This window comes from Actinomadura pelletieri DSM 43383 (assembly GCF_003634705.1).
In the GTDB taxonomy this organism is placed as follows: Bacteria; Actinomycetota; Actinomycetes; order Streptosporangiales; family Streptosporangiaceae; genus Spirillospora; species Spirillospora pelletieri.
Genome location: NZ_RBWU01000005.1, coordinates 263,050 through 288,488 on the forward strand (window position 1 = coordinate 263,050; position 25,439 = coordinate 288,488).

The window sequence follows — 25,439 nt, forward strand, 5'->3', positions numbered from 1 at the left end:
GCGGTGAGCACAGCCTTACACGCCCTCCGGCTGCGGCATGGCGCCGCCCGCCGTGGCGGTCTCCGCGATCTGGAAATCGTTGCGCGTGCCGGGGCGGCGCCGTGTCGGCGCGCGGTGCTCCAGCGCGGCGCGCAGCTGGGCCCGCCCCCGGTGGATGCGGCTGCGCACGGTGCCGAGCTTGACGCCGAGCGTCGCGGAGATCTCCTCGTACGACAGGCCCTCGATGTCGCACAGCACGACGGCCGCGCGGTACTCGGGGGCCAGCGCGTCGAGCGCGGCCTGGACGTCGGCGTCGAAGTTGCTGTCGTCGAACGCCTGCGCGGGGGTCGGTTCGCGCCCCTGGAGGCGTTCGGCCGCGTCGTCGGCGAGGCCCTCGAAGCGGATGCGCTGGCGGCGCCGCGCCATGTCGAGGAACAGGTTCGTGGTGATCCGGTGCAGCCAGCCCTCGAACGTCCCCGGCGTGTAGCTCGACAGCGAACGGAAGACGCGGACAAACACTTCCTGGGTGAGGTCCTCGGCGTCGTGCTGGTTGCCGGTCAGGCGGTACGCGAGTCGGTAGACGCGCCCGGAGTGCTCCCGGACGACCTCGTCCCACGACGGCGGCGCCCATTCGGCCTCGGGGGCGTTCTCGCGGGTCCGCGCGGCGCTACCCAACCCCTGCCTGGGGCCGACCCCCACAGCGCTTCTGAAACTGAGTGCTGCGACTCCCATGGTGCCGGGCTGTTCCTCTCTCGTGAGCCAAGGTCTCGCCTTGGAACGGCACGGTCTCGCCTGGGCTGGGGCGGTTCTGGACCGACTCGGTTCTCGTTGGTTCAACCCGCGCATGACGGGTTCCTTCACCGGCTACAACGCGCTGAAACGCCGGTCGGTTCCCTGTCAGCGATATGGTCTTTCCAGCATGAGCCAGGCGGGGGTCCCGCGAGGAGGCAGCCATCGACGCCGATCAGGCCACTCTGGCCTATGTGGAGGAGTTCCTCCCCGAAGACGAGCCGCTCCTGAACGCCAGGCGCCGCGGCGCCGAGGTCGGCGCGACGCCGATCTCACCGGCGGGCGGCGCGGCGCTGCGTTTCCTCGCGACGTTGCTCGGCGCCCGGACGGTCGTGGAGGTCGGCTCCGGCTGCGGCGTGTCCGGCATCTGGCTGATGCGCGGCATGCCGAAGGACGCGGTGCTGACGAGCGTGGACATCGAGCCCGAGCATCAGCGGCTGGCGAAGCAGGCCTACCGGGAGGCAGGTCTCGGGTCCTTCCGCACCCGGATGATCGCCGGCCCCGCGCTTGAGGTGCTGCCGCGACTCACCGACGGCGCGTACGACATGGTGTTCTGCGACGCGCAGAAACGCGAGTACCCCGAGTATCTGGCGGACGCGCTGCGGCTGCTGCGGCCGGGCGGCGTCGTCGCGTTCGACAACGCGCTGTGGGGCGGTCAGGTCGCCGCCTCCGACCGGCGCGACCCGGAGACGGAGGCGATCCGGGAGGTGCACCGGACGGTCCGCGAGGACGACCGGCTCGTCCCGCTGCTGGTCCCGGTCGGCGACGGGCTGCTGTGCGCGGTGAAGCGCGACGGCTGAGCCCGCCGCCCACGCTCGTCAGGCACGGTCGTCAGGCGGTGTCGTCAGGCGGTGTCGTCGGGCAGGGTCGTCAGGCGGGCCCGTCAGGCGGTCAGCCAGGACAGCAGCAGGCGGGCGCCGAAGCCGGTCGCGCCGCGGGTGAGTTCGGCGTCGTCGGCGGTGGCGCGGCCCGGTCCGGCGATGTCCAGGTGGGCCCAGGGGCGGTCGCCGACGAACTCGCGCAGGAACAGCGCGGCGGTGATGGCGCCGCCGCCGTAGCCGCCGCGCCCGATGTTGTTGATGTCGGCGACGTCGGAGTCGATCGCGGCCCGGTAGTCGTCGACGAGCGGCAGCCGCCACACCGGCTCGCCCGCGGCGGTACCCGCGGCGGTGAGCGCGCCGGCGACCGCGTCGTCGTTGGCGAACAGCGCCGCGTGCCGCAGGCCCAGCGCGACCTTCGCGGCGCCGGTCAGCGTCGCCACGTCCACGACCACGTCGGGGTCCAGTTCGGCGTCGGCGTAGGCGAGCGCGTCGGCGAGGACGAGCCGTCCCTCGGCGTCGGTGTTCAGCACCTCCGACGTCTTCCCGCCGTGGTGGACGATGACGTCGCCGGGACGCATGGACGACCCGGACGGCATGTTCTCCGCCGCCGCGACGAGCCCGGTGACACGGGCGCGGACACCGAGGTCGCGCAGCGCGCCCATCACGGCGAGCACGACCGCGCCGCCCGCCATGTCGGTCTTCATCGTCTTCATTCCGTCGTTCGGCTTCAGCGACAGTCCGCCGCTGTCGAACGTGATGCCCTTCCCGACGAGGACGACGTGCCGGTCGGCGGGCCCGTCCGGCCGGTAGGACAGCTCGATCAGCCGGGGCGGTCGGGACGAGCCGCCGCCGACCGCGACGATGCCCCCGAAGCCCTCCTCGACCAGTTCCTTCTCGCCCCGCACGCGGACGGTGAGGCCGGAGTCGGCGGCGACCCGCTCGGCCCGCGCGGCGAGCCAGGCCGGGTCCTTCTCCCGGGACGGGGTGTTGGCGAGGTCGCGGGCCAGGGCGGTCGCGCGGGCCCGCGCGGTGCCGAGTTCGATGGCGGGCGCGTCCGCGTCCGGACCGGCCTCGGTGAGGACGGCGAGCGTGCCGAGGGGCTTCTTCGCGGACGGCGCGCCGATCCTGAACTCGTAGGCGGCGAGCAGGGCGCCCTCGACGAACGCCGCGAGGTCGCCGGCGGGCACACCCGCGACCAGGGCCGTGCGGCCCCGGCCGCGGCGGGCCAGCGCGGCGCCGGCCTTGCGCAGGTCGGCCGGGGCCGCGTCGCCCACCCCGTACAGCAGCAACTCCCGCATCCGGTCACCGACCCGCACCTGGGTCGCGGTGATCTCGCCCGGTTCGCCCTTGGCCCGGTGCAGCTCCAGCAGCTCGTCCAGCGTGAACGGCAGCGAGGCGGCCACCTCGGCCGCGGGCGCGACCGGTCCGGACGGCACGGGCACGGCGACGACCTCGGCGTCGAGCTCCGCCGCGGTCTGCGACACGGTGCCGCCCGCGCCGTGAACGCGGGTCTCGATGGGCATGGCGGCGGATCCCCCAGTCGGTCGGTGCGGAATTGGCGGCGGTACGGAATTCGGCGGGCGAGAATGGCAAGGGCCCCGGCGAAGTCGCCGGGACCGTCACCAACAAGCGGGAGCGGCGGAGCCGGTCAGCCCACGACGCCCTTGAGGGCCTCGCCGAGTTCCTTGGCCTCGTCGGCGGAGAGCTCGACCACGAGACGGCCACCGCCTTCGAGGGGGACCCGCATGACGATTCCGCGTCCCTCCTTGGTCACTTCGAGCGGACCGTCTCCCGTCCGCGGCTTCATCGCCGCCATGCGTTATCCCCTTCCTGCGTTAGGGCCGCGGCCGCCGCACACCGTTGGCCGCGTGGCCGCGTGTCGCATCCGCGTCATCAGTAGTGGTCCATTATCTCGTCTTCCGGGCGCGAAGTGGTAACGATCAGCCTCCAGAACGGAACCCGGGGGCATGAACGGCAGATGGGAAGATCTTCGGGAGCCGGAGCGGAAGGAACACTATGACCGAGACCGTGCTGTACGACGTGACGGACGGCGTGGGGACGATCACACTCAACCGCCCGGACGGGATGAACGCGCTGACGGTCCGGATGAAGGAGCTGCTGCGCGCGACGGTGGTGCGGGCGGCGGCCGATCCGGCGGCCCGCGCGGTGATCCTCACGGGCGCGGGCCGGGCGTTCTGCGCCGGTCAGGATCTGCGCGAGCACGCCGACAACCTCGCCGCGGGCAAGGGTCTGGACGGCACCGTCCGCGACCACTACAACCCGATCGTGCTGGCCCTCGCGGGGATGCGCAAACCGGTGGTGGCGGCGGTGAACGGCGTCGCGGCGGGCGCGGGCGCGTCGCTGGCGTTCGCGTGCGACCTGATCGTCGCGTCCGACCGGGCCCGGTTCGCGACGGCGTTCACCGGGATCGGTCTCGCGCCCGACAGCGGCATGTCATGGACGTTGCAGCGGCTGGTCGGCCGCGCCAGGGCCGCCGAGCTGCTGCTGCTCGGCGAGCCGGTCACGGCGGCGCGGGCGCTGGAGCTGGGCCTGGTGAACCGGATGGTGGCGGCCGACGAGCTGGCCCCGGCGGCGGTGGAGCTGGCCCGGCGGCTCGCCACCGGACCGACGTTCGCCTACGGCGCGATCAAGGCGGCGCTCGACTTCGCGGCGACCCACGACCTGGCCGCCGCCCTCGAACGCGAGGCGGAACTCCAGGACGAGTGCGAGCGCACCGCCGACCACCGAGGCGCCACCGAGGCGTTCCTGAACAAGCGACAGCCCACCTTCGAAGGCCGCTAGCGGCTCGCGCGTCCGCCCCCGCTCATGGACTCCTCCGCGGCTCAGGTGGGGCCTTCCCTACCTGCGACCGGGGAGTGTGCGCCAGTGTGGTCGAAGGGTCACCGGCGGTTTGCTTGAGAGCATGACGTACTCAACCGCCGTGCCCCCTGCCTCGCTCGCCCACGACCATGTCGCCGTGGCCCGAGACGTCGTGAAGTCGTACGGGTCGGGCGACAACGCGGTGACCGCGTTGCGCGGTGTCTCCGCGACGTTCCCCCGCGGGCGGTTCACGGCGATCATGGGACCGTCCGGGTCCGGGAAGTCGACGTTTTTGCACTGCATGGCGGGCCTGGACACGGTGTCGTCCGGGTCGATCCTGATCGGCGACGTGGACATCACCAAGCTCTCCCGGACGGCGTTGACGAAGCTGCGCCGCGACCGGCTCGGGTTCGTGTTCCAGTCGTTCAACCTGCTGCCGATGCTGACCGCCGAGGAGAACATCCGGCTCACCGGACGGCTCGGGAACCGGCGGGCCGACCGGCAGTGGTTCGACACGATCGTGGACGCGCTCGGCCTGCGGCACCGGCTGGGACACCGGCCGAGCGAGATGTCGGGCGGGCAGCAGCAGCGGGTCGCGGTGGCGCGGGCGCTGCTGACCCGGCCGGAGGTGCTGTTCGCCGACGAGCCGACCGGCAACCTCGACTCGCGGTCGGGCGCCGAGGTGCTCGGCTTCCTGCGCACCGCCGTAAACCACTACCGGCAGACGGTGATCATGGTGACGCATGACCCGGCGGCCGCCGCGCACGCCGACCGGGTGCTGTTCCTCGCCGACGGGATGATCGTCCAGGAGCTGCACTCCCCCACCATCGACCAGGTCCACGCCGCCATGCGGCGGATGGAGGGCTAGCCGAAATGTGGCTCATCGCGCGCCGCTCGTTCACCGGCGGCTGGAAGCAGCTCACCGCCACGCTGCTGGCGGCGATGTTCGCGATCGGGTTGATGGCCGGGGCGTTGCAGTTCACGTTCCGGGCGCAGAACGCGGTGACGGGCACCGACGCCAGCGAGTACGCCCGCGCGGACGTGCTCGTGCTGGGCGGCACGACCGACCCCGGCGACGTCTACGACGTCCCGGACGGACGGGTGCCGATCGACCTGGTCGCCGGACGGCCGGGCGTCGCGGCGGTGGCCGGGGACGCCTCGGTCCCGGTGACCGCCACCGGCGCCACCGGCAAGATCATCCTGCCTCCGGCCGGGGCCGGCACCATGCTGCGGCCCTGGACCGCCGAGCCCCGGCTCAACCCGTACCACCTGGAGGACGGGCGGGCGCCCGCCGCCGACGGCGAGGTCGCCGTCACCCGGCACGTCGCCCGCGCCGGGAAGCTCGGCGCCGGCGACCGGCTGCGGACGACGCTGCCACGGCAGACCCGCGATCTGAAGATCGTCGGGATCGTCACCGTGCAGGGACGCGGCGCCGTGGCGAGCGGCGACCTGCTGCTGGCGCCGCCGGAGACGGTCCGGCAGGCGGCGGCGCTGCCGCCCGGAACCTGGCACGGCGTGTGGGTCAAGGCCGCTCCCGGCGTCACGGCGACGCAACTGCGCGACGGGTTGAGGCGCGACCTGCGCGGCGAGGACGTCACCGTCCGGTCGGCCGCCACGGTGCGGAACGCGCAGTCGGCCACCCTGGACTCCGCGAGCGTCTCGGTCGGCGGCGCGCTGGGCATGGTGTCGTCCATCTCGGTGTTCGTGGGCCTGTTCGTCGTCGCCAACACCTTCGGCACCCTGGTGCGGCAGCGGACCCGGCGGCTCGCATTGCTCAGCGCGATCGGCGCGACCCCGCGCCAGATCAGGCGGCTGATCCGGCTGGAGGCCCTCGCGCTCGGCGTGGTCGCGTCCCTCGGCGGCGTCGTGGTCGGTTACCCGGTGGCGGGCGTGCTCACCGACCTGTTCGCCAAGGACGGCTTCGACATCTCCGGCGCCGACGCCGACTTCGGCTGGCTCGCGCTGTCGCTGCCCGCCGCCGCAGGAATCCTCGTCACCCAGCTCGCCGCGTGGCGCGCGGCCCGCAAGGCGTCCCGGATCGCGCCCTTGCAGGCGCTGCGCGCGGCGAGCAACGAGTCGGTGGGCCGCCGCTGGCCCCGGATCCTCGGCGCGCTCGCCGTGTTCGCGCTCGCGGGCATGTTGTACGGCACGGTGTTCGCGATCAGGTACGAGGAGCCGCCGGGCATGGAACGCACCATCGGCGCCAGCGTGGTGATCCTCATGGGGTCCATGACGGCGGTGGCGGGCCTCGCCGTCCTCGCCCCGTTCTTCGTCGGCCCGCTCGGCGGCCTGGTCGGACGGATCGGCACGGCGGTGAGCGGTGAGGCGGGACGGCTCGCCCGCGCCACCATCACCCGCAGCCCGCGCCGCGTGTCGTCGGCCGCGTCCTCCCTCATGCTCGGCGTCGCGCTCGTCTCCGCGACGGCCATGCTCGTCCTGTCGGTGAACGACCGCTTCGACACGACGGGCAAGCAGGTGATGCTGGCCGAGCACGCGATCGCCGCGACGGACAAGACGGCGTCCGGCCAGGCGCCGCTGCCCCGCGACACCGTCGCCAAGGCCGCCGCCGCGCCCGGTGTGTCCCACGCGATGGCGCTGACCGGCACGTCGGCCCGGCTGGTGTCGCCGCCGCCGAAGCCGCTGGACCCCGGAGAGCCGGCCGAACCGGTGTTCCTCGAGGTGACGGGCGCCGATCCGGCGACGTTGCCGTCCGTCCTCGACCTCGGCGGGAACCTGCGGCCGCTGCGTCCCGGGGAGATCGGCGTCACCTCGACGGTGATGGAGGCGAACGAGCTGAAGAAGGGGCAGCGGATCGTGGTCCGCGGCACCCGCGGCAAGGTCACGCTGACCGTGGCCGGGGCCTACCACGACCCGTCCCACCTCTTCGCCGACCAGGCGCTGGTGTCCACGGCCACCATGGAGAACCTGGACCCGGGCGCGGGCACGAAGGCCGTCCTCGTCCGCGGCGGCACGAAGGACGCGCTGGCCCGCGCGGTCGCGGACGTGCCGGGCGCGAAGGTGCTCGACGAGTCCGCGTACATCAGGACGGCGGCGAAGGGGATGACCAGCGGCGTCCAGGTGATCTACGGGTTCATCGGGATGGCGCTCGTGCTGGCGCTGTTCGGCATGGCGACGACGGTGTCGATGAGCGTCGCGGAACGGACCCGCGAGTTCGGCCTGCTCGGCGCCGTCGGCGCCACCGCCGCGCAGATCCGCTCGGTCATCCGCTGGGAGGCCGCGACCGTCGTGCTGCTCGGGACGCTCCTCGGGCTCGGCACCGCCCTCGGCACCGGCGTCCTGATGCACGTCGCCACCGGCAGCTCGTTCCTGGCGCCGAACCCGCCCTGGTGGCTGTTCCCCGTGGTCATCGCGGGGGCTGCGATCGTCACGCTCGGGACGTCCGCGCTCCCGGCCCGGCGCGCCGCGGGCGTGCCCGTCCTGGAGGCCGCCAAGGCCGAGTGACCCCGCCCTGCCCGCTTCCGTGCCGCTTCCGTCGCGGCGCCTACCGGTAGGCGCCGCGGCGGAAGCAGCCCTCAAGGTGGTCGTCGACGAGGCCGCACGCCTGCATCAGGGCGTAGGCGGTGGTGGGGCCGACGAAACGGAAACCGTGCTTCTTCAGCTCCTTGGCCAGGGCCGTCGAGCCGTCGGTGTAGGCGGGCATCTCGGCCATGGAGGCGTACACCGGGGCGTCGGGGTCGGCGTAGCGCCAGGCGGTCGCGGCGAGGCCGCCCGGCAGGTCGAGCGCGGCACGGGCGTTGGCGATCGTCGCCTCGATCTTGGCGCGGTTGCGGACGATCGAGGCGTCGCCCATCAGCCGCTCGACGTCGCCGGGGCCGAACGCGGCGACCTTCTCCGGGTCGAACCCGGCGAACGCGGCGCGGAACCCCTCGCGTTTACGGAGGATCGTCAGCCACGACAGCCCGGACTGGAACGCCTCCAGGCAGAGCTTCTCGTACAGGCCCAGGTCGTCGCGGACGGGACGTCCCCACTCGTCGTCGTGGTAGGCGACATAGTCGGGCGCCGACAGGCCCCAGGGACAGCGGGTCAGACCGTCCTCACCCGGAATCGCGGTGCTCACCCGCCCGTTCTACCTCACGCCTCCGACAGGGCGGCGAGGCGGCGCAGCCCGAGACGCATGAACGCCTTCGCGACCGGGCCGACGACGAGCCACCCGGCGCGGCCGAGCGGCCCGAACGGAAGGTCGACGCGCTCGGCCCACACGACGCGGCTGCCGGACCCCTCGGGGACGACCCTGAACCACGCCTCGCCGCGCACCACACGGCCCGTGTGCCGGACGGCGACCCGGCTCCCCGGCCGCCAGTCGGTGATCAGCATGGTGTCGAGGAACCCGACCGGGCCGACGCCCGTCCACGCCCGCAGTTCCTCGCCGACGTCACGGCCGCCCTCCGCGCTGGTGAACGGCATCCACTCGGCGTGCCTCGGCCAGTCGGTCAGGACGTCGAAGAGCCGGTCGGGCGGCGCGGCGGACACCGCCTCCGCGTGGACGGCGACACGGCTCACGGACGTTCCTCCTCGTCCTTGCGGAGTGAGGCGGCGCCGTTCCCGGCCGGGTCGTCCAGGCCGTGCAGGGCGCCGACCGAGCCCGCGCCGTGCCGCAGGTCGTAGAGCTGCTGTTCGAGGACGGCCACGCGGGCGTCGCGCTCGGACAGCGCGTCGGCGACCCGGCGCAGGGCCTCGTCCATGGTCTGCGGCTGGTAACCCCAGAACGTGCGCGGAAACCGCATGCGCAGCACGTCCGGGCCCGTGATGGGACGCTCGCCGGTCCCGAGCGGGAGCCGCGGGAAGTCGGGATGGGTGTCGGCGAGTTCCCCGCCCCTGCCCATGGCGAGGACGACCACGGCGCCCAGCACGGCCACGCCGGCCAGGACGAGCACCACGACGACCACGATCACGCTCCGATCTGCCTTCGTCCGTCCCTGTGAAGGACGATTCCCGCACCCAGATCGTGCCACGCTTTGCCGTATGGGGTTGCAACAGCGAGGGGTGCTCTCCCCGGACGCGCCCGTGCCGGACGGTGTCGTCGACGCGGGAACGGCGCCGCCGGTGAGCCGGGTCGAGGCGCTCATTTCCGCGAGCACGATGGCGGGCACGATGGCGGGCAGGGCGGCGGGCAGGGCGGCGGGCAGGGCGGTGCTCGTCACGCTGGAGACGGACGCGCGGGAGCCCGATCCTGGGCTGCTCGCCGCGGCGTCCGTCTACGCGTGGCTCGGCGTGACGCTGTTCCGCGTGCCGGAGGCGCAGGCGGACGGGGTGCGCCAGGTGTTGGACATGGTGGCGTCCATCCAGGGCGTCCGCCCGCCGGCGCTGGCCCGGCGCGGTCTCGCCTGACCCGCTCTCGCCTGGACGGTGACTAGCCGCGCAGGCGCTCCCAGGGGCCGGTGATCGCGAACGTGGCGCCCGGGTCGGACTGCCGGTTGGCGAACAGGATCCTGCCGTCCGGAGAGAACGTGACGCCGGTGAACTCGCTGCCGTTGAGGGCGTTGCGGGCCATCGCGAACGGCTTGTTCTCGCGGGTCGTGCCGACGAGGTACTGCTCGCCGTCGCCGTCCTCGGCGAGGATCACGCCGCCACCGTAGGGGGACACGGTGATGTTGTCCGGGCCGTCGTAACGGCCGCCCGGCTTGAAGATGAGCTGGAGTTCGATCTCGTTGCGGCGCGGGTCGTAGGTCCAGACCTGTCCGGCGTGCTCCCCGGCGGAGCCGGCCTTCTTCTCGGCGAAGCTGGCCACGAAGTACGCCTTGCCGTGACCCCACCAGGCGCCTTCGAGCTTCTGACTCCTGGTGATCTTGTCGAACTGCTTGCGGATGGACGTCTGCTTCGCCGCCGGGTCGGGGACGGCCACCCAGCGGGCGTGCAGCCGGGTCCCGGGCTCGGTGACGAGCGACAGGTCGGGGACGTCCCGCACGTTCAGCGCCTCCAGCCGCCCGCCCGCCAGGTAGGAGTGGTAGCCGCCGCGGTGTTCGCGGGGACGGAACCGGTAGAACAGCCCGAACGGCTTGGACGCGTCCTCGGTCAGGTAGGCGATGTTGGTGTGCGGGTCGACGGCGACGGCCTCGTGCGAGAACCGGCCGAGGCCGGTCAGCGGGACGGGCTTGGTGTCCCTGCCGTACGGGTCGACCTCGAAGACCCAGCCGTGGCTCTTGGTCTCCCCGCCGATGCCCTCGGTCTCCTCGCAGGTCAGCCAGGTTCCCCAGGGAGTGCGGCCGCCCGCGCAGTTCACGGCCGTCCCGGCGAGGCTGACGTACTGCGACACCAGGTTCCCGTGGCGGTCGACCTCCAGGGTGGTGGTGCCGCCGTAGGCCGCCGGGTCGTAGGTCAGCTCGGGCGGCGCGACGGCGCGCGTGCCGCCGTTGCCCTGCTCGTGGTTGCGCACCAGCAGGGTGTTGCCGCGCCTGCCACTGGCCTTGCCGTTGCCCTTTCCGGGACGGCTCGCGGGGAACGTCGCGGTCCCGTCGTGGGCGCCGGGGACGACGACGCCGTCGGAGATGGGGTCGCCCTCCACCGACAGCGTCTTGTACGAGAAGCCCTTGGGCAGGTCCAGGACGCCCTTGGGGTCGGGGATCAGCGGGCCGTAGCCGTACGCCTCACCGGTGTCGGCGCCCGCGGAGGTCTGGAAGATTCCGTCCAGGCTTCCGGCGAGGGCGATCGACAGCGCGCCGGCCGCGCCGCCCTTGACAACTCCGCGACGGGTCACGGTCATGGGGACTCCTTCACGTGGTGGGATCACGCGGGAGCCTGGTCGCCGCCCTTGAACCGGCGGTGAACCGGCACCGGCGGTGCGGCGAACCCCCAGGACAATCTTGTTTCGGACATGTCAGAGATGGCGACGCTGTGTGGTTTTTTCCGTTTCGTAGCGTGCGCGGGCACGCCGGGTGTCGTCGCGTGTCGACGTCTCGGCGACGGGGACGTCCCACCACGCGCCGCTGTCCGGCGCGGGGGCGAGCGGGTCGGTCTCGACGTGCACGACCGTCGTCCGGGACGAGGCGACCGCCGTGCGGAGCGCCTCGCGGAAACCGTCGGTGTCGTTCGCGCGGAGCACGTCCGCGCCGAGGCTGGCGGCGTTCGCGGCGAGGTCGACCGGGAGCGTGTCGCCGTCGAGCCCGGTGGCGGTGCGGGCCCGGTACCGGGTGCCGAACCGGGCCGCGCCGACCGATTCCGACAGGTTCCCGATCGAGGCGAACCCGTGGTTCTGAACGAGGACGACGACCAGCTTGATCCCTTCGGCGACGGCCGTGACCAGCTCCTGCGCCATCATCAGGTACGAGCCGTCCCCGACCAGGACGAACACCTCGCGGTCGGGCGCGGCCATCTTCACGCCGAGCCCGCCCGCGATCTCGTAGCCCATGCACGAGTAGCCGTACTCGACGTGGTAGCCCTTCGGATCGCGGGTCCGCCACAGTTTGTGCAGGTCGCCCGGCATGGAACCGGCGGCGCAGACCACCACGTCCCGGGGTCCGGCCGCCGCGTTGACGATCCCGATGATCTCCGACTGGGTGGGCGGTGTTCCGGTCTTCGCCCCGGCGCGGGGCCGGTACGCGTCGTCGACGACGGTGTTCCATCTGGCCATCAGCGCCCTGGCCTCGTCCTGGTAGGCGCGGGCGACGGTGTGGCCGCCGAGGGCCTTGTCGAGACCGCTGAGGGCCTCCCGGGCGTCGGCGACGACGGCCGTCCCGCCGAGTTTGACCGCGTCGGGACGGGCGACATTGATGTTCACGAACCGGACGTTCGGGGCGGCGAACAGGCTGCGGGACGCGGTCGTGAAGTCGCTGTACCGGGTCCCGACGCCGACGACGACGTCGGCGCGGCGGGCCAGCGCGTTGGCGGCGGTCGTGCCGGTGGCGCCGATCGCGCCGACCGCGCGTTCGTGGTCCCAGGGCAGGGCGCCCTTCCCGGCCTGCGTCTCCGCGACAGGGATGCCCGTGCGTTCGGCGAACGTCCGCAACACGTCGGTGGCGCCGGAGTAGATGACGCCGCCGCCCGCCACGACCAGCGGTCGTTCCGCCGCCAGCAGGACGGCGGCCGCCTCCTCCAGCGCGGCGGGCTCGGGCACCGGACGAGGGATCCGCCACACCCGGCGGGCGAACAGCTCCTCCGGCCAGTCGTACGCCTCGGCCTGCACGTCCTGCGGGAGGGCGAGGGTGACCGCGCCGGTCTCGGCCGGGTCGGTCAGCACCCGCATCGCGGCGAGCAGCGCGTCCGGCAACTGTTCAGGCCGGTTGACGCGGTCCCAGTACTTCGAGACGGGCTTGAAGCAGTCGTTGACCGACACGTCGTAGGAGCGGGCGTCCTCCAGTTCCTGCAGCACCGGGTTGGCGACGCGGGTCGCGAAGATGTCGCCCGGCAGGAGCAGCACGGGCAGCCGGTTGATCGTGGCCAGCGCCGCGCCCGTCACCATGTTCGTCGCGCCCGGCCCGATGGACGTGGTGCAGGCGAACGTGGCGGTCCGGTCGTTCATCCGCGCGTATCCGGCGGCGGTGTGCACCATCGCCTGCTCGTTACGCGCCATGTAGTACGGGACGTCGTTGTTCTCCAGCAGCGCGTTCTCCAGCAGCGCCTGGCCGATCCCGGCGACGTTGCCGTGCCCGAAGATGCCGAAGCAGCCCGCGAAGAAGCGGCGTTCGTGGCCGTCCCGCTCGCTGTGCTGCGCCGCGAGGAAACGGACGACGGCCTGCCCGACCGTGAGCCTCATGTTCGTCCCTCCGCCGAGGTCAGCGGCAGCCGCGGATCGACCGCCTGCTCCTGCCAGGTGTCGCGGATCCAGGCGTGCGCCGGGTCGTCACAGATCCGCCAGGCCCGCTCCGCTCCCGGTCCGGCCATCACGTTCAGGTAGTACAGGTCGTGTCCGGGCACCGCCATCGACGGCCCGTGCCAGCCGCTCGGAACCAGCACCACGTCGCCCGTGCGGACCTCGGCCAGCACGTCGGGCCCGCCGTAGACGCGCTGGTAGCCCATCCCGGTCTCGCCCGCGACCTCGAAGTAGTAGATCTCCTCCAGCACCGACTCGCCGGGCCGGTCCTCGTCGTGCTTGTGCGGCGGGAACGACGACCAGCAACCGCCCGGTGTCAGCACCTCGCACGCGATCAGCTTCTCGGCGAAGGGGAACGCCTCGGGCGTGCCGAAGTTGTTGACCTGGCGGCTCGCCGGCCCGGCGCCGCGCAGCTCCACGGGGACGTTCCCGGCCGGGCCGTAACGCGGTTCCAGCCGCGTCGCGCAGCGGGCCCCGGCCAGCGCGAACCGGCCCCTGCCCCGGACCGTCACCCGCGCGTCACGTGGGACGTACGCGAAGTCGCCGACCCGGCTGAAGACGCTGTCCCGGCCTTCCAGTTCGAACGTCGTCCCGTCGCATTCGACCGCACACGACCCGGCCAAGGGCAGCACGATCGTCTCGAACTCGCCCGTGTCGAACTCGTGCGCGCCGCCGTCCGGCAACTCCAGGACGCGGAGCGCCGCGTACCCCCATCCGGCCGACTCGGGCGTCACGACCAGGTCGTACGGGCCCTCACCGGCGGTTCCCGCGGGCAGGTGCAGGTTCTTGTTCACAGGCCCTCCACTGTTCAGGGGGCGGTCTCGCCCATCAGCGTCTCGACCTCGTCGCCGTCCGGCATGGCCGCCGCGCACGCGAGGCGGGACGCGACGATCGCGCCCGCCGCGTTCGCGAACGCCATGACACGCGGCAGGCTCCAGCCGGACAGCAGGCCGTGGCACAGCGCCCCGCCGAACGCGTCGCCCGCGCCGAGCCCGTTGACGACCTCGACCGGGACGGGCGGCGACTCCACCGTCTCGCCGCCGGAGTCGACGGCGAGGACCCCGTCCGGGCCGCGTTTGACGACGGCGAGCCGGACGCCCCGGTCGAGGAGCGCCCGCGCGGCCCGCATCGGGTCGCTCTCACCGACCGCGACCTCGCATTCGGTGGTGTTGCCTACCGCGACCGTGGCGTGTTCGAGCGCCTCGCCCGCCGCGCGCCGCGCCTGCGCCGCGGACTCCCAGAACATGGGCCGGTGGTCGAGGTCGACGACGGTGACCTCGGCGCGGCGCCGCCAGGACAGCGCGGCGAGCGTCGCGGCCCTGGACGGTTCGGCGCACAGCCCGGTCATGGTCGTCCACAGCACGCGGGCCGTCTCGATCGCGGGCCGCTCCAGCTCCTCGACCTTGATCTCCAGGTCGGGGGCCTTTGGCTGCCGGTAGAAGTACAGCGGGAAGTCGTCCGGCGGGAACAGCTCGCAGAACGTCACGGGCGTCGGGAGGTCGGGGACGTCCGCGACGAACCGGGCGTCCACCCCGTACTCGGCGAGCGCGCGGCGGACGAACCGGCCGAACGGGTCGGCGCCGGTGCGGGTGATCACGGCGGAGCGGCGGCCGTGCCGGGCGGCGGCGACCGCGACGTTGGTGGGGCTGCCGCCGAGGAACTTGCCGAACGTGTCCACCTCGTCCAGCCGGACGCCGGACTGGAGCGGGTACAGGTCGACGCCGACGCGGCCCATGGTGATGACATCGAAGGGGTCCGCGCCGCCGGTCACGAGGCGATCCCGGCGAGGTAGTCGACGCAGGCGCGCACGTCCGTCACCGGGCCTGCTCCAGGGGCGGGTTCGTGGTCGATGACGGTGTCCTGCTCCAGGACGTACCAGCCGTCGTACCCGGCGTCCTCCAAGGAGCCGATGATGCCGGGGATGTCGATGTCGCCCGCGCCGAGCGGCCGGTAGATGCCGGTGCGGACGGCGTCGGTGTAGGTCGTCCGGCCCGTCTGGACGTCGTCGGCGAGGGCGGCGTCCACGTCCTTGAGGTGGACGTGCGCGATACGCGTGGCGGCGCGCGCGGCCAGTTCGACGGGGTCGGCGCCACCGATGAGCAGGTGGCCGGTGTCCAGGCACAGCGGGATCGCGGACCCGTCGAGGACACGCTCCACCTCGGTGGACGTCTCCACCATCGTGCCGACATGGGGGTGCAGCACCGCCCGGACGCCGGACTCGGCGGCGAGCGCGGCGATCCGGTCGAGGTTGGTGAGAAGCGCCGTCCAGCCCGCGGCGTCGAGCGGTGGTCGCCCGTCGTAGCCGTCGCGGCCGTGCACGGCGGCCAACACCAGCGTCAACGCACTGTTGCCGCGTTCCATGGCGAATCCGGACAGAACCATCCGCGCCTCGGGAAGCGGGTCGCACTCCGGATCGTGCAGCACGAGCGGCGCGAACCCGCCGACCGGACGGAGCCCGTACTCGTCCAGCACGGCGGCGCGCCCGGCGGCGTGCCGAGGCAGGAAGCCGTCCGGGCCGAACTCCGTGGCGGCCAGCCCGAGGTCTTGCATCTCCGCGAGCACCCGTCCGGGGGCCAGCTGGTGCCCCCAGCCGGGCACCTCGCACACCCCCCACGAGATCGGCGCGCCCGCCACCCGGTCCTTGTTCACCGACTCGCCTCCCACCTCATCGAACGGTGGCCGCCCCCACCTCGTCGCCGCGAAGGTCCGCGACCTCGATCATGACCGAACCGGCCAGGTCGAACCCACCGACGCACGCCAGATATCCGGGGGCGTCCCAGTCGTCGCCGCCGGGCCGTCCGCCGAGGGGCAGGTACGTCCCGCCCGCCTGCCGGACCAGCAGCAGCGCGGCCGCGACGTCCCAGGCGTTGATGGACGCGTCGTAGGCGACGTCCGTCCAGCCCGCCGCGACGTGCGCGAGGGTGAGCGCGGCGCTGCCCGGTTTGCGGACGTGGGCGAACGCGTCGGTCATCAGGCCGTACCGCCGCAGCACCTCGTCCCGGTCGCCGACGCGCAGGTCACGGACGCTGGGGTAGGACGTGGCGACCACGGCCGTCGCGTCATGGGTCGCGCCACGGCTGCGGAGCGGCTCGCCGTTGCAGGTGGCGCCGTCCAGCGAGGCGAGGAACATGTCCTCACGGACCGGGTCGTACACGGCGCCCGCGACCAGCTCGCCGCCCGCGACGGCGGCGACGGACACGCAGAAGAACGGCAGGCCGACCGCGAAGTTCGCGGTCCCGTCGATGGGGTCCACGTACCAGCGGATCCCGTCGTCGGAGTCGGCCGAGCCGCCGCGCGTCCCGCCCTCCTCACCGACGACGACGCTGCCCGGGGAGTGCTCGGCGAGCACGTTCCGGATCGTCTCCTCCGCCGCGCGGTCGTGCTCGGTGACCGGGTCGTGGCGGTCCTTCTTCTCATCGACCTTGGGGCGGGAGCGGAACGCCTCGCGCAACCGCCCGCCGGGGGCGCGGGCCGCGAGTTCGGCGATCTCGGCGAGCTTCCGGGAGGCGGGCACGTCGACGTTCATTCGTCTCCTTCGAGTGGTGGCGAAATCGGGCGCGCTCGTCTCGACCGTATCCGAGCGCCCGCGTTACACGTCTCCCGGCACGGGCAGGGGACGACCTACGACCGAGGAGGCAGCGATGGCACGACAGGTGGCCGACTACGTCCTTCGGCGGCTGACCGAGTGGGGCGTGGAGCGGGTCTTCGGCTATCCCGGGGACGGCATCAACGGGATGCTCGGCGCGTTCGACCGGGCCGAGGGGAAGCCGGAGTTCATCCAGACCCGGCACGAGGAGATGGCCGCGTTCATGGCCGTCGGGCACGCCAAGTTCACCGGCGAGGTGGGCTGCTGCGTGGCGACGTCCGGACCGGGCGCGATCCATCTGCTGAACGGCCTGTACGACGCGAAGCTGGACCACCAGCCCGTGGTCGCGATCATCGGGCAGCAGAAGCGGCTCGCGCAGGGTTCCCACTACCAGCAGGAGGTCGCGCTGGAGAACCTGTTCTCCGACGTGTCCGAGTACTGCCAGATCTGCATGCACCCCGGGCAGGTCCGGCATGTCATCGACCGGGCGTTCAAGACCGCACTGACCGCACGCGGCGTCGCGACCATCATCATTCCGGAGGACGTCCAGGAGGCGGCCGCGGAGCCGTCGCCGCCGAAGGAGCACGGCGCGGTGTACTCCAGCGTCGGCTGGAGCCGCCCGCGCGTCCTGCCGAACCGGGAGGAGCTGCGCAAGGCCGCCGACATCCTCAACGAGGGGCAGCGGGTCGCGATGCTCGTCGGGCAGGGCGCGGCGAACGCGCGGACCGAACTGGTCGAGGCGGCGGACCTGCTCGGCGCGGGCATCGCCAAGGCCCTGCTCGGACGGGAGGTCGTGCCCGACACGCTGCCGTTCGTGACCGGGCCCATCGGGCTGCTCGGCTCCAAGGCCAGCGATGAGATGATCATGAACTGCGACACCCTGTTCATGATCGGCACCAGCTTTCCGTACGCCGAGTGGCTCCCGGACGAGGGCAGCTGCCGCGGCGTCGAGATCGACATCGACGGACGCATGATCGGCATCCGGTATCCGATGGACGCCCATGTCGTCGGCGACGCCAAGGAGACCCTCAGGGAGCTGCTCCCGATGCTGCGGCGCAAGAAGGACCGAGCGTGGCGGGAGGAGATCGAGGAGAACGTCCGGGCCTGGAACAGCGTGATGGAGAAGCGCGCCGGGCAGAGCTTCGACGGCAAGATCAACCCGCAGGCCGTGGCGCACGAGCTGTCGCCGCTGCTCCCGGACGGCGCCATCCTCACCGCCGACTCCGGGTCGGCCACCAACTGGTGGGCCCGCCATCTCAAACTCCGCGACGGTATGCGGGCGTCGCTGTCGGGGACGCTCGCCACCATGGGACCCGGCGTCCCGTACGCGATCGCCGCGCGGTTCGCCTACCCGGACCGCCCGGTGATCTGCTTCGTCGGCGACGGCGCGTTCCAGATGAACGGCATGAACGAGATGCTCACCGTCAAGCGGTACGCCGAACGTATGGCGGGCGGCCCGCCGCTGATCTTCTGCGTGTTCAACAACCAGGACCTCAACCAGGTCACCTGGGAGCAGCGCGCGATGGGCGGCGACCCGAAGTACGAGGGCTCGCAGTCCATCCCCGACTTCCCGTACGCCGAGTTCGCGGAGATGTGCGGGTTGAGGGGCGTCTACTGCGACGAGCCGGAGCGGGTCACCGCGGCCTGGCAGGAGGCCCTGTCAAGCGACCGTCCGGTCGTGCTGGAGTTCGTGGTGGACAGTGAGATCGCCCCGATCCCGCCGCACATCATGTCGGACCAGGCCAAGAAGTCCCTCAAGGCGACCCTCAAAGACCCGCAGAGGCTCGGCATCGCCGCCCGCGGCTTCCGGCAGAAGCTCACCGAGATGTACGAGAACATGCCCGGCCGCAAGCACTGACCGGGCCGCTCACAGCTCCGCCTCGGCGTAGTCCTCCGGGGAGAAGTCGATGCGGGGCTGGGAGCGTTCCAGCAGATCGAACGCCTCCGGGACGGACGTCGACCAGCCGATGGCGTCCCAGATCCCCGCGCGGGCGAAGCCCTGCTCGGTGAGGCCCCGCATCAGCTCCCGCAGCGGGTCGTAGACGCCGGTCGGATCGAGGATCACGATGGGTTTGCGGTGCATGGCGAGGACCCGGGCCGTCCACACCTCGAACAGTTCCTCCAGCGTGCCGATGCCGCCCGGCAGGATGAGGAACGCGTCGCTGCGGCGGTCCATCTCGCCCTTGCGTTCCCGCATGTCGCCGGTGACGACCAGCTCGTCGTTGTCCTCGTCGGCGATCTCCACGCTGACGAGGGCCTCGGGGATGACGCCGACGGTGCGGGCGCCGCCCGCCCGCGCGGCGCGTGCGACGGCGCCCATGCACGACACCTTGGCGCCGCCGCTGACGAGACTGTGCCCGCGCCGGGCGAGTTCGGCACCGGCCTCGGCCGCGAGGTCGACGTACCGGCGGTCGATCGTCCCGCTGGAGGAGCAGAAGACGCAGACGGCAAAGGGCTCGGCGGTTTTCACCGGCCCAATCCTACGGGTCGCTCAGTGGGCCGACAGGTCTCTGCGACGGAAGCCCGCCATGCCGAGGGCGGTGAGCGCGGCGGCGATGGCGGCCAGCCAGAGCAGCGGCAGGACGGCGAAGTCCTGCCCGATCTTCGGGACGTGGGTGAACGGCGAGACGTCCAGCGCCCACGATGACATGTCGAGGCTCGGCCCGAACATCGTGATCAGCGCGAACAGGCCGACCGCCGCCCAGGCGCCGCCCGCGGTGAACCGGGGCGCCAGCCCGAACAGCGCGAGCGCGATCGCGCCGACCAGCCACACGGCGGGCAGCTGCGCCATCGCCGCGCCGAACACCCGGGGCAGTTCCCCGCCCACGTCGCCGCTGTTCAGGCCGTGCGTCAGCCCGGCGGCGGCGCCGGTGACGGCCAGCGCGGCGGCGGATCCGAGCGCGGCGAACACGCCGTGACTGGACGCCCACCGCAGCCGTCCGGTCGCCGTGGCGAGCAGCGGCTCGGCGCGCTGCGCGGCCTCCTCGGTGCGCAGCCGCAGCGCCGCCGACACCGCGTAGGCCGCGACGATCAGGCCGACCGTGCTCATCACCGACGCGAAGTAGGCGTCGATGATCGCCGACTGCCCACCGTCCTCCAGCCCCCGCCCACCACCTTCAATCGACGAGCTACGCTCGGCACCCATCTTCGTGAAGATCTCCTTGAGTTCGGGGTTGTCGGCCACCATGTCCTCGACGCCGTTTCCGAGGGCTCCGTAGACGACGCCGAGCGCGGCGAACCCGGCGAGCCACCCGTACAGGGGACGGCTCTGCAACCGCCAGCCGAGACCGAACGTCCCCGACAGCCACTCCGGCGCCGCGGGCGACCCGAGCCGCGGCGGCAGGATTCCGGCGCCGACGTCGCGGCGTGCCGACAGGGCCCCGGCGGCGCTCACCAGGACGGCGACGAGGGCCACCACCAGCGCCAACGTCCACCAGCGTTCGTCGCCGAAGGCGCGCACCCGGTTGGTCCAGCCGAACGGCGACAGCCAGCCGAGCCAGGACAGCGCGTTGCCCGCCCCGCCGACATCGGCGGCCATCCGGACCGCGAACGCGACCCCGACGGCCGCGATGGCGATGCCCCGGGCGGCGCCCGCGCCCTCGCCGAGCTGGGCGGCGACGCCCGCGACCGCCGCGAAGAGGCATCCGGCGGAGGCCAGTTGCAGGCCCAGGGCCAGCGACCCGGCGAGCGGCAGACCCTGAGCGGTCAGCCCGGCGGTGAGCAGCGCGGCGAGCACGAGGTTCGCCGCCGTCGTCACCAGGAGCGCGGCGGCCAGTCCGGCGCCACGGCCCGTCACGGTGGCGCCGAGCAGTTCGCGGCGGCCCGCCTCCTCCTCGGTCCGGGTGTGCCGGACGACCGTCAGCGCGCTGATGATCGCGATCACGACCGGGATGAACCCGGAGCGCTGCGCGATGATGGCGCCGAGGCTCGTGTCGTACAGCGGCCCGTACAGCGCGAGGAACGTCGGGTTCGTCCCGGTCGTCCGCGCGTACTCCAGCCGGTCGGCGGCCTCCGGGTAGAGGCTGTCGGTGGCGCCGACGAACCCCATCGGGACGACCGCGAGCACGATCACCCAGAGAGGCAACAGGTACCGGTCGCGGCGCAGGATCAGGCGGACCAGTCCGCCGGTGCCGACGAGCCCCCTCATCGGGAGGTTTCCTGGAGTTCGTCCTGGTAGTGCCGCAGGAACAGTTCCTCCAGCGTCGGCGGACGGCTCGTCAGGCTCCGCACGCCGACCTCGGTGAGCCGCTTGAGGACCTCGTCGAGCCGGGGCGTGTCCACCTCGAACCTGATGGTGGTGCCGTCGATCCGAACGTCGTGGGCGCCGGGCAGCGGGAGGCCGTCCGGCGGGGCCGCGAGTTCGGCGTGGATGGAGGTCCGGGTCAGGTGCCGCAGCTCGTCCAGGGTGCCGGACTCCACCGCGACGCCGTTCCGGATGATCGTCACCCGGTCGCACAGCGCCTCGACCTCGGACAGGATGTGGCTGGACAGCAGGACCGTCCGCCCGTTCTGCCGTTCCGCACGGATGCAGTCCTGGAAGACCTCCTCCATGAGGGGGTCCAGGCCGGAGGTCGGTTCGTCCAGCAGCAGCAGTTCGGCGTCGGACGCCAGCGCGGCGACGAGCCCGACCTTCTGCCGGTTGCCCTTGGAGTAGGCGCGGCCCTTCTTGCGCGGGTCCAGCTCGAACAGGTCGAGCAGCTCCGCCCTGCGGCGCGGGTTCGTTCCGCCGCGCATCCGGCCGAGCAGGTCGATGACCTCGCCGCCGGTCAGGTTCGGCCACAGCGTGACGTCGCCGGGGACGTAGGCGAGACGGCGGTGCAGGTCCGTCGCGTCCCGCCAGGGGTCGCCGCCGAGCAGCCGGGCCGTGCCCGCGTCCGCGCGCAGCAGGCCGAGCAGGATTCTGATGGTGGTCGACTTTCCCGCGCCGTTCGGGCCCAGGAAGCCGTGCACCTCTCCCTGCCGGACGGTCAGGTCGAGGCCGTCCAGCGCACGGGTCCGGCCGAAGGTCTTGACCAGGCCGGAGATCTCGATGGGGGGCGTGTTCTCGGTCACCGGTTCTCCTCGTTCGGGGGGCGCCCGCCCGCGGCGAGCATCTGCTTCAGACCCGCACGCGCCTGGGCGACCAACTCCGGCTCCAGCAGCCGGTCGTCGTAGACGTCGATCAGCGCAAGCGCCATCCGGGCGTAGCCCTCGCCGGTCAGGATGTCGACGCCCAGTGCCCTGGACATGTGGTGGTGCAGGACGTACAGGCCGAGGCTCATCCCGGTCAGGACGGTCGCGTAGGCGTGCACGTCGTCGGTGTCGGGCCTGCGCACCCCGGGCCTGCCGGTCTCCAGGACCTCTTCGCTGTAGACGACCATCTCGTCGAACAGCACGGCCGCGGCGTCCGAACCGTCGGTCATCGCGCGGGCGAGGTAGCGCTGGACGGGCAGGGCCGTCCGCACGGCGATCGCCATGAAGCCGGGGCTGGCCATTCCACCGCGCAACGCCTCGTCCTTGACCCGGCGGATGGACTCGACGGTGTACCGGTCACACGCCTCTTGGAGCGCCTCCTTGGTGCCGTAGTGGTGCTGCACCAGGGCGGGAGAGACACCGGCGGCCTTCGCGATGCCCCGGATCGTCGCGCCCTTCACCCCGTGTTCGGCGAACTCCAGAAGCGCGGCGTCCCTGATCCGGGCCTTGGCGGTCAGATCCTTCGCGGTCAGATCCTCGGCCCGTTCCCCGCCCGACATGTCGTCACCGCCTGTACATCAGTTCAGCAAGCTGTACAGCGGTACACTATACCGCTGTACAGGCGCCCGAGTACAGACGGGTCAGGGGCCCCCGGGAAGTTCGCTGAGCGTCACCTGGACGCGACGTTTCGTCCCGTCCGGCTTCTGGATCTCGACCTGCGCGGTGTTACCGGGTTTGAGGGTCGCGAGCACCGACGACAACGCCGTCTGGTCGGGCGTGGGCGTCCCGTTGACCGACAGGATCAGGTCGCCCTCCTCGATGCCCGCCTTCGCCGCGCCGCCGTCCCGCTGGACCTCCACGACCGCGACCGCGGACCGCTGCCCGCCCTGCGAGCCGACGATCGTGCGGACCACCACGCCGAGCGCCGCCCGGCCGGAGTCCGACACCCGTCCGGACGCGATGAGTTGCGGCACGATCCGTTTGACGGTGTTGCTCGGCGTCGCGAAGCCGATGCCCGCCGCCGGACCGCCGATCGACGGATCCGAGGCGGCCGCGGTGGGCACGCCGATGACCTGGCCGTTCAGCGTGACCAGGGCGCCGCCGCTGTTGCCCGGATTGATCGCCGCGCTGGTCTGGATGGCGTCGGCGATCGTCGATCCCTGGAAGTCGCCCTCGCCCTGCGACGACACCGTCCGGTGCAGCGCGGAGACGATCCCGTTCGTCACGCTCCCGGCGAGGCCCAGCGGATTGCCCATCGCCAGGACGATCTGCCCCACCTCCGCCTTGCTGGAGTCACCCCACGACGCGGGCTTCAGGGACGCGCCGTCCACCCTGACCACGGCCAGGTCGTCCGCCGCGAACGCGCCCACCAGGTCGGCGTTCAGCGGCGTGCCGCCGCTGGAGGACGCCACCTGGATGCGGTTCGCACCGGCGACCACATGCGCGTTGGTGACCACATGGCCCCGGGCGTCGTAGACGACCCCCGACCCCTCCCCCTGGTCGGTCTGGATCTTCACGACCGAGGGCAGCACGACGTCCACGACCTTCTCGTACTGCTGTTGAAGGTCCGACGCCGGTCCGCTCACCGGGGCGGACGTCCGCGCCTGCGTCGAACCCCCGGCGTCGTCGTCGCCGCCACTGCATCCCGCGAGGGCCAGCGCCCCCGCCGCCACCACCGCGCACGCCCTGACCTTCGCGTCGGCGAGCGTCGGGTTCCTGTTCGCTCTCCCCTTCACGCTCCCACCTCCCCCGACGCTCTCATTCCCGCCTCCCGCGGATCAGACCTCCACGCAGGAGTCGAGGTAGGGGGCGAGTTCTCGCGCGACGGTGCGGAGCGGGCGGACGCTCCGCTCGGCCCGCGCCAGCAGGATCGCGCCCTCCAACGAGCTGATCATCAGCGTGGCGAGCGCGTCGGCCTTCCGGGACGGCACGCCCATCGCGGCCAGCTCACGCGCGACCGGACGGCGCCACGCGGCGAACGCGGCGGCGGACGCGGCCCGCGTCGACTCGACGGTGTCGGCGCAGTCGACCGTCGCCGCCGCGACCGGGCACCCCGTCACGAACCCCTTCGCCTGGAACTCGTCGGTCCACTGGCGCACCATCGCCGCGAACAGCCTGCCCGGCGTCGGGCTGGACATCGCGGACACGAACCGGGCGACGCGCTTGCTCGCGTACCGTCCGGCCCATTCCACGGCCTCGTTCACCAGCTGTTCCTTGCCGCCCGGGAAGTAGTGCTGGAGGGAGCCGCGCGGCGCCCCCGCGTGCTCGGCGACGTCCCGCAGCCCGGTCGCGGTGACCCCGTCGCGGCGGATCAGCTGCGCCGCGCTGAACACCATCCGCTCCCGCGGCCCCCGCTCGGCCGCCGCCATTACCGAACTCCGGCTATTGCATCTCTCACCTGGTTCATTATCATGACCGTTGTCATAACTCGCAAGATCGGACGACGGCTCTGCCGGAGGCGACGATGGGCGCGGACCTCGGCTTTCTCGGCCTCGGTGTGATGGGCGGACCCATGGCGCTCAACCTGGCCCGCGCCGGGTCGGACCTCGTCGTCTGGAACCGCACCACCGCCAAGACCGAGGCGCTGCGGGCCGCCGGGGCGGCGGTCGCGGCGAGTCCCGCCGACGTGTGCCGCCGGACGCGTGTCGTGTTCCTCATGCTGGCCGACGGCCCCGCGATCGACGCGGTCCTGGAGCGCGGCTCACCCGGCTTCGCCGCGAACGTCGCCGGGCGCGTGATCGTCCACATGGGCACGACCTCGCCGGGCTACTCCCGTGGCCTCGAAGCCGACGTGCGCGCCGCCGGCGGCCGGTACGTCGAGGCCCCGGTCTCCGGGTCCCGCGGGCCCGCCGAGGAGGGCCGCCTGGTGGGGCTGCTCGCGGGCGACGCGGCGGCCGTGGACGTCGTCCGGCCCCTGCTGGGCCCGATGTGCGCCGAGTCGTTCGAGTGCGGGCCCGTCCCGAACGCCCTACTGATGAAGCTGGCGGTCAACCTGTACCTGATCACGATGGTGACCGGCCTGGCGGAGGCGTTCCACTTCGCCGCCGAGCACGGTCTGGACGAGCGGCGGCTCCGGGACGTCCTCGACGCGGGCCCGATGGCGAGCACCGTGTCCCGTGCCAAGGGCGCCAAGCTCGTCGCCCGCGACTTCACCGTCCAGGCGTCGATCACGAACGTCCTCGACAACAACCGTCTCGTCGCCGAGGCCGCCCGTGACTCCGGCATCGCGTCCCCGCTCCTGGACGTCTGCCACGCCCTCTACCGCGAGACCCTGGCCCTCGGCCACGGCGAGGCGGACATGGCGGCGGTGGTACACGCGATCGAGACACGAACCGCCGCCCCGGCGACCACTCCCCGACACCCTCCACCCCCGCGACCAACGCACGAGCCCCGCTGATCTCCTGCTCGAACGGCCTCGATTCGGCCTGTACGACTCGGTACAGAGCGCGAATAAATAGTTCTCAACTCAAAAGTCTCGAACCAGCATGTTCTTCTAGGGCCTCTG

General features: G+C 72.6%; 25 protein-coding genes. 7 read left to right on the forward strand and 18 right to left on the reverse strand.

Annotated features, from left to right (window positions below):
- Positions 1–15: 15 nt before the first annotated feature.
- Positions 16–711, reverse strand: coding sequence for an RNA polymerase sigma factor SigE (sigE, locus tag BZB76_RS23045; RefSeq protein ID WP_246007130.1), 696 nt, complete (start codon positions 709–711; stop codon positions 16–18).
- A gap of 251 nt (positions 712–962) precedes the next feature.
- Between sigE and BZB76_RS23050 the strand changes: the two genes are divergently transcribed.
- A complete protein-coding gene (locus BZB76_RS23050; protein WP_121436494.1) occupies positions 963–1,568 on the forward strand; it encodes an O-methyltransferase in 606 nt (201 codons plus the stop codon).
- A gap of 83 nt (positions 1,569–1,651) precedes the next feature.
- Here BZB76_RS23050 and BZB76_RS23055 read toward each other — a convergent pair whose 3' ends face one another.
- Together BZB76_RS23055 and BZB76_RS23060 are read right to left on the reverse strand one after the other, a co-directional pair.
- Positions 1,652–3,112: a leucyl aminopeptidase gene (locus BZB76_RS23055; RefSeq protein WP_121436495.1), complete on the reverse strand. Its 1,461-nt coding sequence runs from the start codon at positions 3,110–3,112 to the stop codon at positions 1,652–1,654.
- A 125-nt stretch (positions 3,113–3,237) separates the two neighbouring features.
- Positions 3,238–3,405: a DUF3117 domain-containing protein gene (locus BZB76_RS23060; RefSeq protein WP_083946426.1), complete on the reverse strand. Its 168-nt coding sequence runs from the start codon at positions 3,403–3,405 to the stop codon at positions 3,238–3,240.
- Between the two features lie 200 nt (positions 3,406–3,605).
- Here BZB76_RS23060 and BZB76_RS23065 point away from each other — a divergent pair, with 200 nt between their 5' ends.
- The 3 genes from BZB76_RS23065 (at position 3,606) to BZB76_RS23075 (ending at position 7,871) form a co-directional block, all read left to right on the forward strand.
- Complete coding sequence (locus tag BZB76_RS23065) at positions 3,606–4,391, forward strand: enoyl-CoA hydratase-related protein (protein ID WP_121436496.1); 786 nt, start codon at positions 3,606–3,608, stop codon at positions 4,389–4,391.
- Positions 4,392–4,512: 121 nt separating this feature from the next.
- Positions 4,513–5,277, forward strand: a complete 765-nt coding sequence (locus BZB76_RS23070; RefSeq protein ID WP_121436497.1) for an ABC transporter ATP-binding protein — start codon at positions 4,513–4,515, stop codon at positions 5,275–5,277.
- 5 nt (positions 5,278–5,282) lie between these two features.
- Positions 5,283–7,871, forward strand: a complete 2,589-nt coding sequence (locus BZB76_RS23075) for an FtsX-like permease family protein (RefSeq protein ID WP_121436498.1) — start codon at positions 5,283–5,285, stop codon at positions 7,869–7,871.
- Positions 7,872–7,911: 40 nt separating this feature from the next.
- On the opposite strand, the gene BZB76_RS23080 is transcribed toward BZB76_RS23075, so the two are convergent.
- From BZB76_RS23080 to BZB76_RS23090, 3 genes are read right to left on the reverse strand one after another with little or no spacing between them, the layout of a single operon-like run.
- Positions 7,912–8,487, reverse strand: a complete 576-nt coding sequence (locus tag BZB76_RS23080) for a DNA-3-methyladenine glycosylase I (protein WP_121436499.1) — start codon at positions 8,485–8,487, stop codon at positions 7,912–7,914.
- Between the two features lie 14 nt (positions 8,488–8,501).
- Positions 8,502–8,930, reverse strand: coding sequence for an SRPBCC family protein (locus BZB76_RS23085; RefSeq protein WP_121436500.1), 429 nt, complete (start codon positions 8,928–8,930; stop codon positions 8,502–8,504).
- Positions 8,927–9,322, reverse strand: coding sequence for a hypothetical protein (locus BZB76_RS23090; RefSeq protein ID WP_121436501.1), 396 nt, complete (start codon positions 9,320–9,322; stop codon positions 8,927–8,929). Before BZB76_RS23090 ends, BZB76_RS23085 begins: the two co-directional genes overlap by 4 nt.
- A gap of 70 nt (positions 9,323–9,392) precedes the next feature.
- On the opposite strand from BZB76_RS23090, the gene BZB76_RS23095 reads away from it, so the two are divergent.
- Positions 9,393–9,758 carry a hypothetical protein gene (locus BZB76_RS23095; protein WP_121436502.1) on the forward strand — a complete coding sequence of 122 codons (366 nt, stop codon included), beginning with the start codon at positions 9,393–9,395 and terminating at the stop codon, positions 9,756–9,758.
- A 22-nt stretch (positions 9,759–9,780) separates the two neighbouring features.
- Here the strand turns inward: BZB76_RS23095 and BZB76_RS23100 are convergent, their stop codons facing one another.
- The 6 genes from BZB76_RS23100 to BZB76_RS23125 form a co-directional block, all read right to left on the reverse strand.
- On the reverse strand, positions 9,781–11,130 hold the full coding sequence (locus tag BZB76_RS23100) for an alkaline phosphatase PhoX (protein ID WP_121436503.1): 1,350 nt from the start codon (positions 11,128–11,130) through the stop codon (positions 9,781–9,783).
- Between the two features lie 114 nt (positions 11,131–11,244).
- The gene (gene iolD, locus BZB76_RS23105) at positions 11,245–13,119 is read right to left on the reverse strand and encodes a 3D-(3,5/4)-trihydroxycyclohexane-1,2-dione acylhydrolase (decyclizing) (protein ID WP_121436504.1); all 1,875 of its coding nucleotides are present in this window, start codon (positions 13,117–13,119) and stop codon (positions 11,245–11,247) included.
- Positions 13,116–13,970, reverse strand: coding sequence for a 5-deoxy-glucuronate isomerase (gene iolB, locus BZB76_RS23110; RefSeq protein ID WP_121436505.1), 855 nt, complete (start codon positions 13,968–13,970; stop codon positions 13,116–13,118). The genes iolD and iolB overlap by 4 nt, the downstream gene beginning before the upstream one ends.
- A 14-nt stretch (positions 13,971–13,984) precedes the next feature.
- Positions 13,985–14,947: a 5-dehydro-2-deoxygluconokinase gene (gene iolC, locus BZB76_RS23115; protein WP_281273896.1), complete on the reverse strand. Its 963-nt coding sequence runs from the start codon at positions 14,945–14,947 to the stop codon at positions 13,985–13,987.
- Positions 14,944–15,840: a TIM barrel protein gene (locus tag BZB76_RS23120; RefSeq protein WP_246007131.1), complete on the reverse strand. Its 897-nt coding sequence runs from the start codon at positions 15,838–15,840 to the stop codon at positions 14,944–14,946. Before BZB76_RS23120 ends, iolC begins: the two co-directional genes overlap by 4 nt.
- Before the next feature lies 1 nt (position 15,841).
- Entirely contained in the window at positions 15,842–16,702 is an 861-nt protein-coding gene (locus BZB76_RS23125; protein WP_121436506.1) for an inositol monophosphatase family protein, read from the reverse strand.
- Positions 16,703–16,817: 115 nt separating this feature from the next.
- Here BZB76_RS23125 and BZB76_RS23130 point away from each other — a divergent pair, with 115 nt between their 5' ends.
- On the forward strand, positions 16,818–18,620 hold the full coding sequence (locus tag BZB76_RS23130; RefSeq protein ID WP_121436507.1) for a thiamine pyrophosphate-requiring protein: 1,803 nt from the start codon (positions 16,818–16,820) through the stop codon (positions 18,618–18,620).
- 9 nt (positions 18,621–18,629) lie between these two features.
- On the opposite strand, the gene BZB76_RS23135 is transcribed toward BZB76_RS23130, so the two are convergent.
- From BZB76_RS23135 to BZB76_RS23160, 6 genes are all read right to left on the reverse strand, one after another.
- Positions 18,630–19,232, reverse strand: a complete 603-nt coding sequence (locus tag BZB76_RS23135; protein WP_121436508.1) for an LOG family protein — start codon at positions 19,230–19,232, stop codon at positions 18,630–18,632.
- Positions 19,233–19,253: 21 nt separating this feature from the next.
- Positions 19,254–20,909, reverse strand: coding sequence for an ABC transporter permease (locus BZB76_RS23140; protein WP_121436509.1), 1,656 nt, complete (start codon positions 20,907–20,909; stop codon positions 19,254–19,256).
- Positions 20,906–21,814, reverse strand: coding sequence for an ABC transporter ATP-binding protein (locus tag BZB76_RS23145; protein ID WP_121436510.1), 909 nt, complete (start codon positions 21,812–21,814; stop codon positions 20,906–20,908). Before BZB76_RS23145 ends, BZB76_RS23140 begins: the two co-directional genes overlap by 4 nt.
- A complete protein-coding gene (locus BZB76_RS23150) occupies positions 21,811–22,494 on the reverse strand; it encodes a TetR/AcrR family transcriptional regulator (RefSeq protein WP_121436511.1) in 684 nt (227 codons plus the stop codon). Before BZB76_RS23150 ends, BZB76_RS23145 begins: the two co-directional genes overlap by 4 nt.
- Before the next feature lie 81 nt (positions 22,495–22,575).
- Positions 22,576–23,670, reverse strand: a complete 1,095-nt coding sequence (locus BZB76_RS23155; RefSeq protein ID WP_211343147.1) for a S1C family serine protease — start codon at positions 23,668–23,670, stop codon at positions 22,576–22,578.
- Positions 23,671–23,712: 42 nt separating this feature from the next.
- Entirely contained in the window at positions 23,713–24,303 is a 591-nt protein-coding gene (locus BZB76_RS23160) for a TetR/AcrR family transcriptional regulator (RefSeq protein WP_121436512.1), read from the reverse strand.
- A gap of 95 nt (positions 24,304–24,398) precedes the next feature.
- Here BZB76_RS23160 and BZB76_RS23165 point away from each other — a divergent pair, with 95 nt between their 5' ends.
- Positions 24,399–25,331, forward strand: coding sequence for an NAD(P)-dependent oxidoreductase (locus tag BZB76_RS23165; RefSeq protein ID WP_121436513.1), 933 nt, complete (start codon positions 24,399–24,401; stop codon positions 25,329–25,331).
- Positions 25,332–25,439 lie beyond the last annotated feature (108 nt).

Excerpts from the sequence above, each read along its gene's own strand:
- sigE (WP_246007130.1), bottom strand. The coding sequence starts at position 711 with ATGGGAGTCGCAGCACTCAGTTTCAGAAGCGCTGTGGGGGTCGGCCCC.
- BZB76_RS23055 (WP_121436495.1), bottom strand. The coding sequence starts at position 3,112 with ATGCCCATCGAGACCCGCGTTCACGGCGCGGGCGGCACCGTGTCGCAG.
- BZB76_RS23060 (WP_083946426.1), bottom strand. The coding sequence starts at position 3,405 with ATGGCGGCGATGAAGCCGCGGACGGGAGACGGTCCGCTCGAAGTGACC.
- BZB76_RS23065 (WP_121436496.1), top strand. The coding sequence starts at position 3,606 with ATGACCGAGACCGTGCTGTACGACGTGACGGACGGCGTGGGGACGATC.
- BZB76_RS23070 (WP_121436497.1), top strand. The coding sequence starts at position 4,513 with ATGACGTACTCAACCGCCGTGCCCCCTGCCTCGCTCGCCCACGACCAT.
- BZB76_RS23075 (WP_121436498.1), top strand. The coding sequence starts at position 5,283 with ATGTGGCTCATCGCGCGCCGCTCGTTCACCGGCGGCTGGAAGCAGCTC.
- BZB76_RS23095 (WP_121436502.1), top strand. The coding sequence starts at position 9,393 with ATGGGGTTGCAACAGCGAGGGGTGCTCTCCCCGGACGCGCCCGTGCCG.
- BZB76_RS23100 (WP_121436503.1), bottom strand. The coding sequence starts at position 11,130 with ATGACCGTGACCCGTCGCGGAGTTGTCAAGGGCGGCGCGGCCGGCGCG.
- iolD (WP_121436504.1), bottom strand. The coding sequence starts at position 13,119 with ATGAGGCTCACGGTCGGGCAGGCCGTCGTCCGTTTCCTCGCGGCGCAG.
- BZB76_RS23125 (WP_121436506.1), bottom strand. The coding sequence starts at position 16,702 with ATGAACGTCGACGTGCCCGCCTCCCGGAAGCTCGCCGAGATCGCCGAA.
- BZB76_RS23130 (WP_121436507.1), top strand. The coding sequence starts at position 16,818 with ATGGCACGACAGGTGGCCGACTACGTCCTTCGGCGGCTGACCGAGTGG.
- BZB76_RS23140 (WP_121436509.1), bottom strand. The coding sequence starts at position 20,909 with ATGAGGGGGCTCGTCGGCACCGGCGGACTGGTCCGCCTGATCCTGCGC.
- BZB76_RS23150 (WP_121436511.1), bottom strand. The coding sequence starts at position 22,494 with ATGTCGGGCGGGGAACGGGCCGAGGATCTGACCGCGAAGGATCTGACC.
- BZB76_RS23160 (WP_121436512.1), bottom strand. The coding sequence starts at position 24,303 with ATGGCGGCGGCCGAGCGGGGGCCGCGGGAGCGGATGGTGTTCAGCGCG.
- BZB76_RS23165 (WP_121436513.1), top strand. The coding sequence starts at position 24,399 with ATGGGCGCGGACCTCGGCTTTCTCGGCCTCGGTGTGATGGGCGGACCC.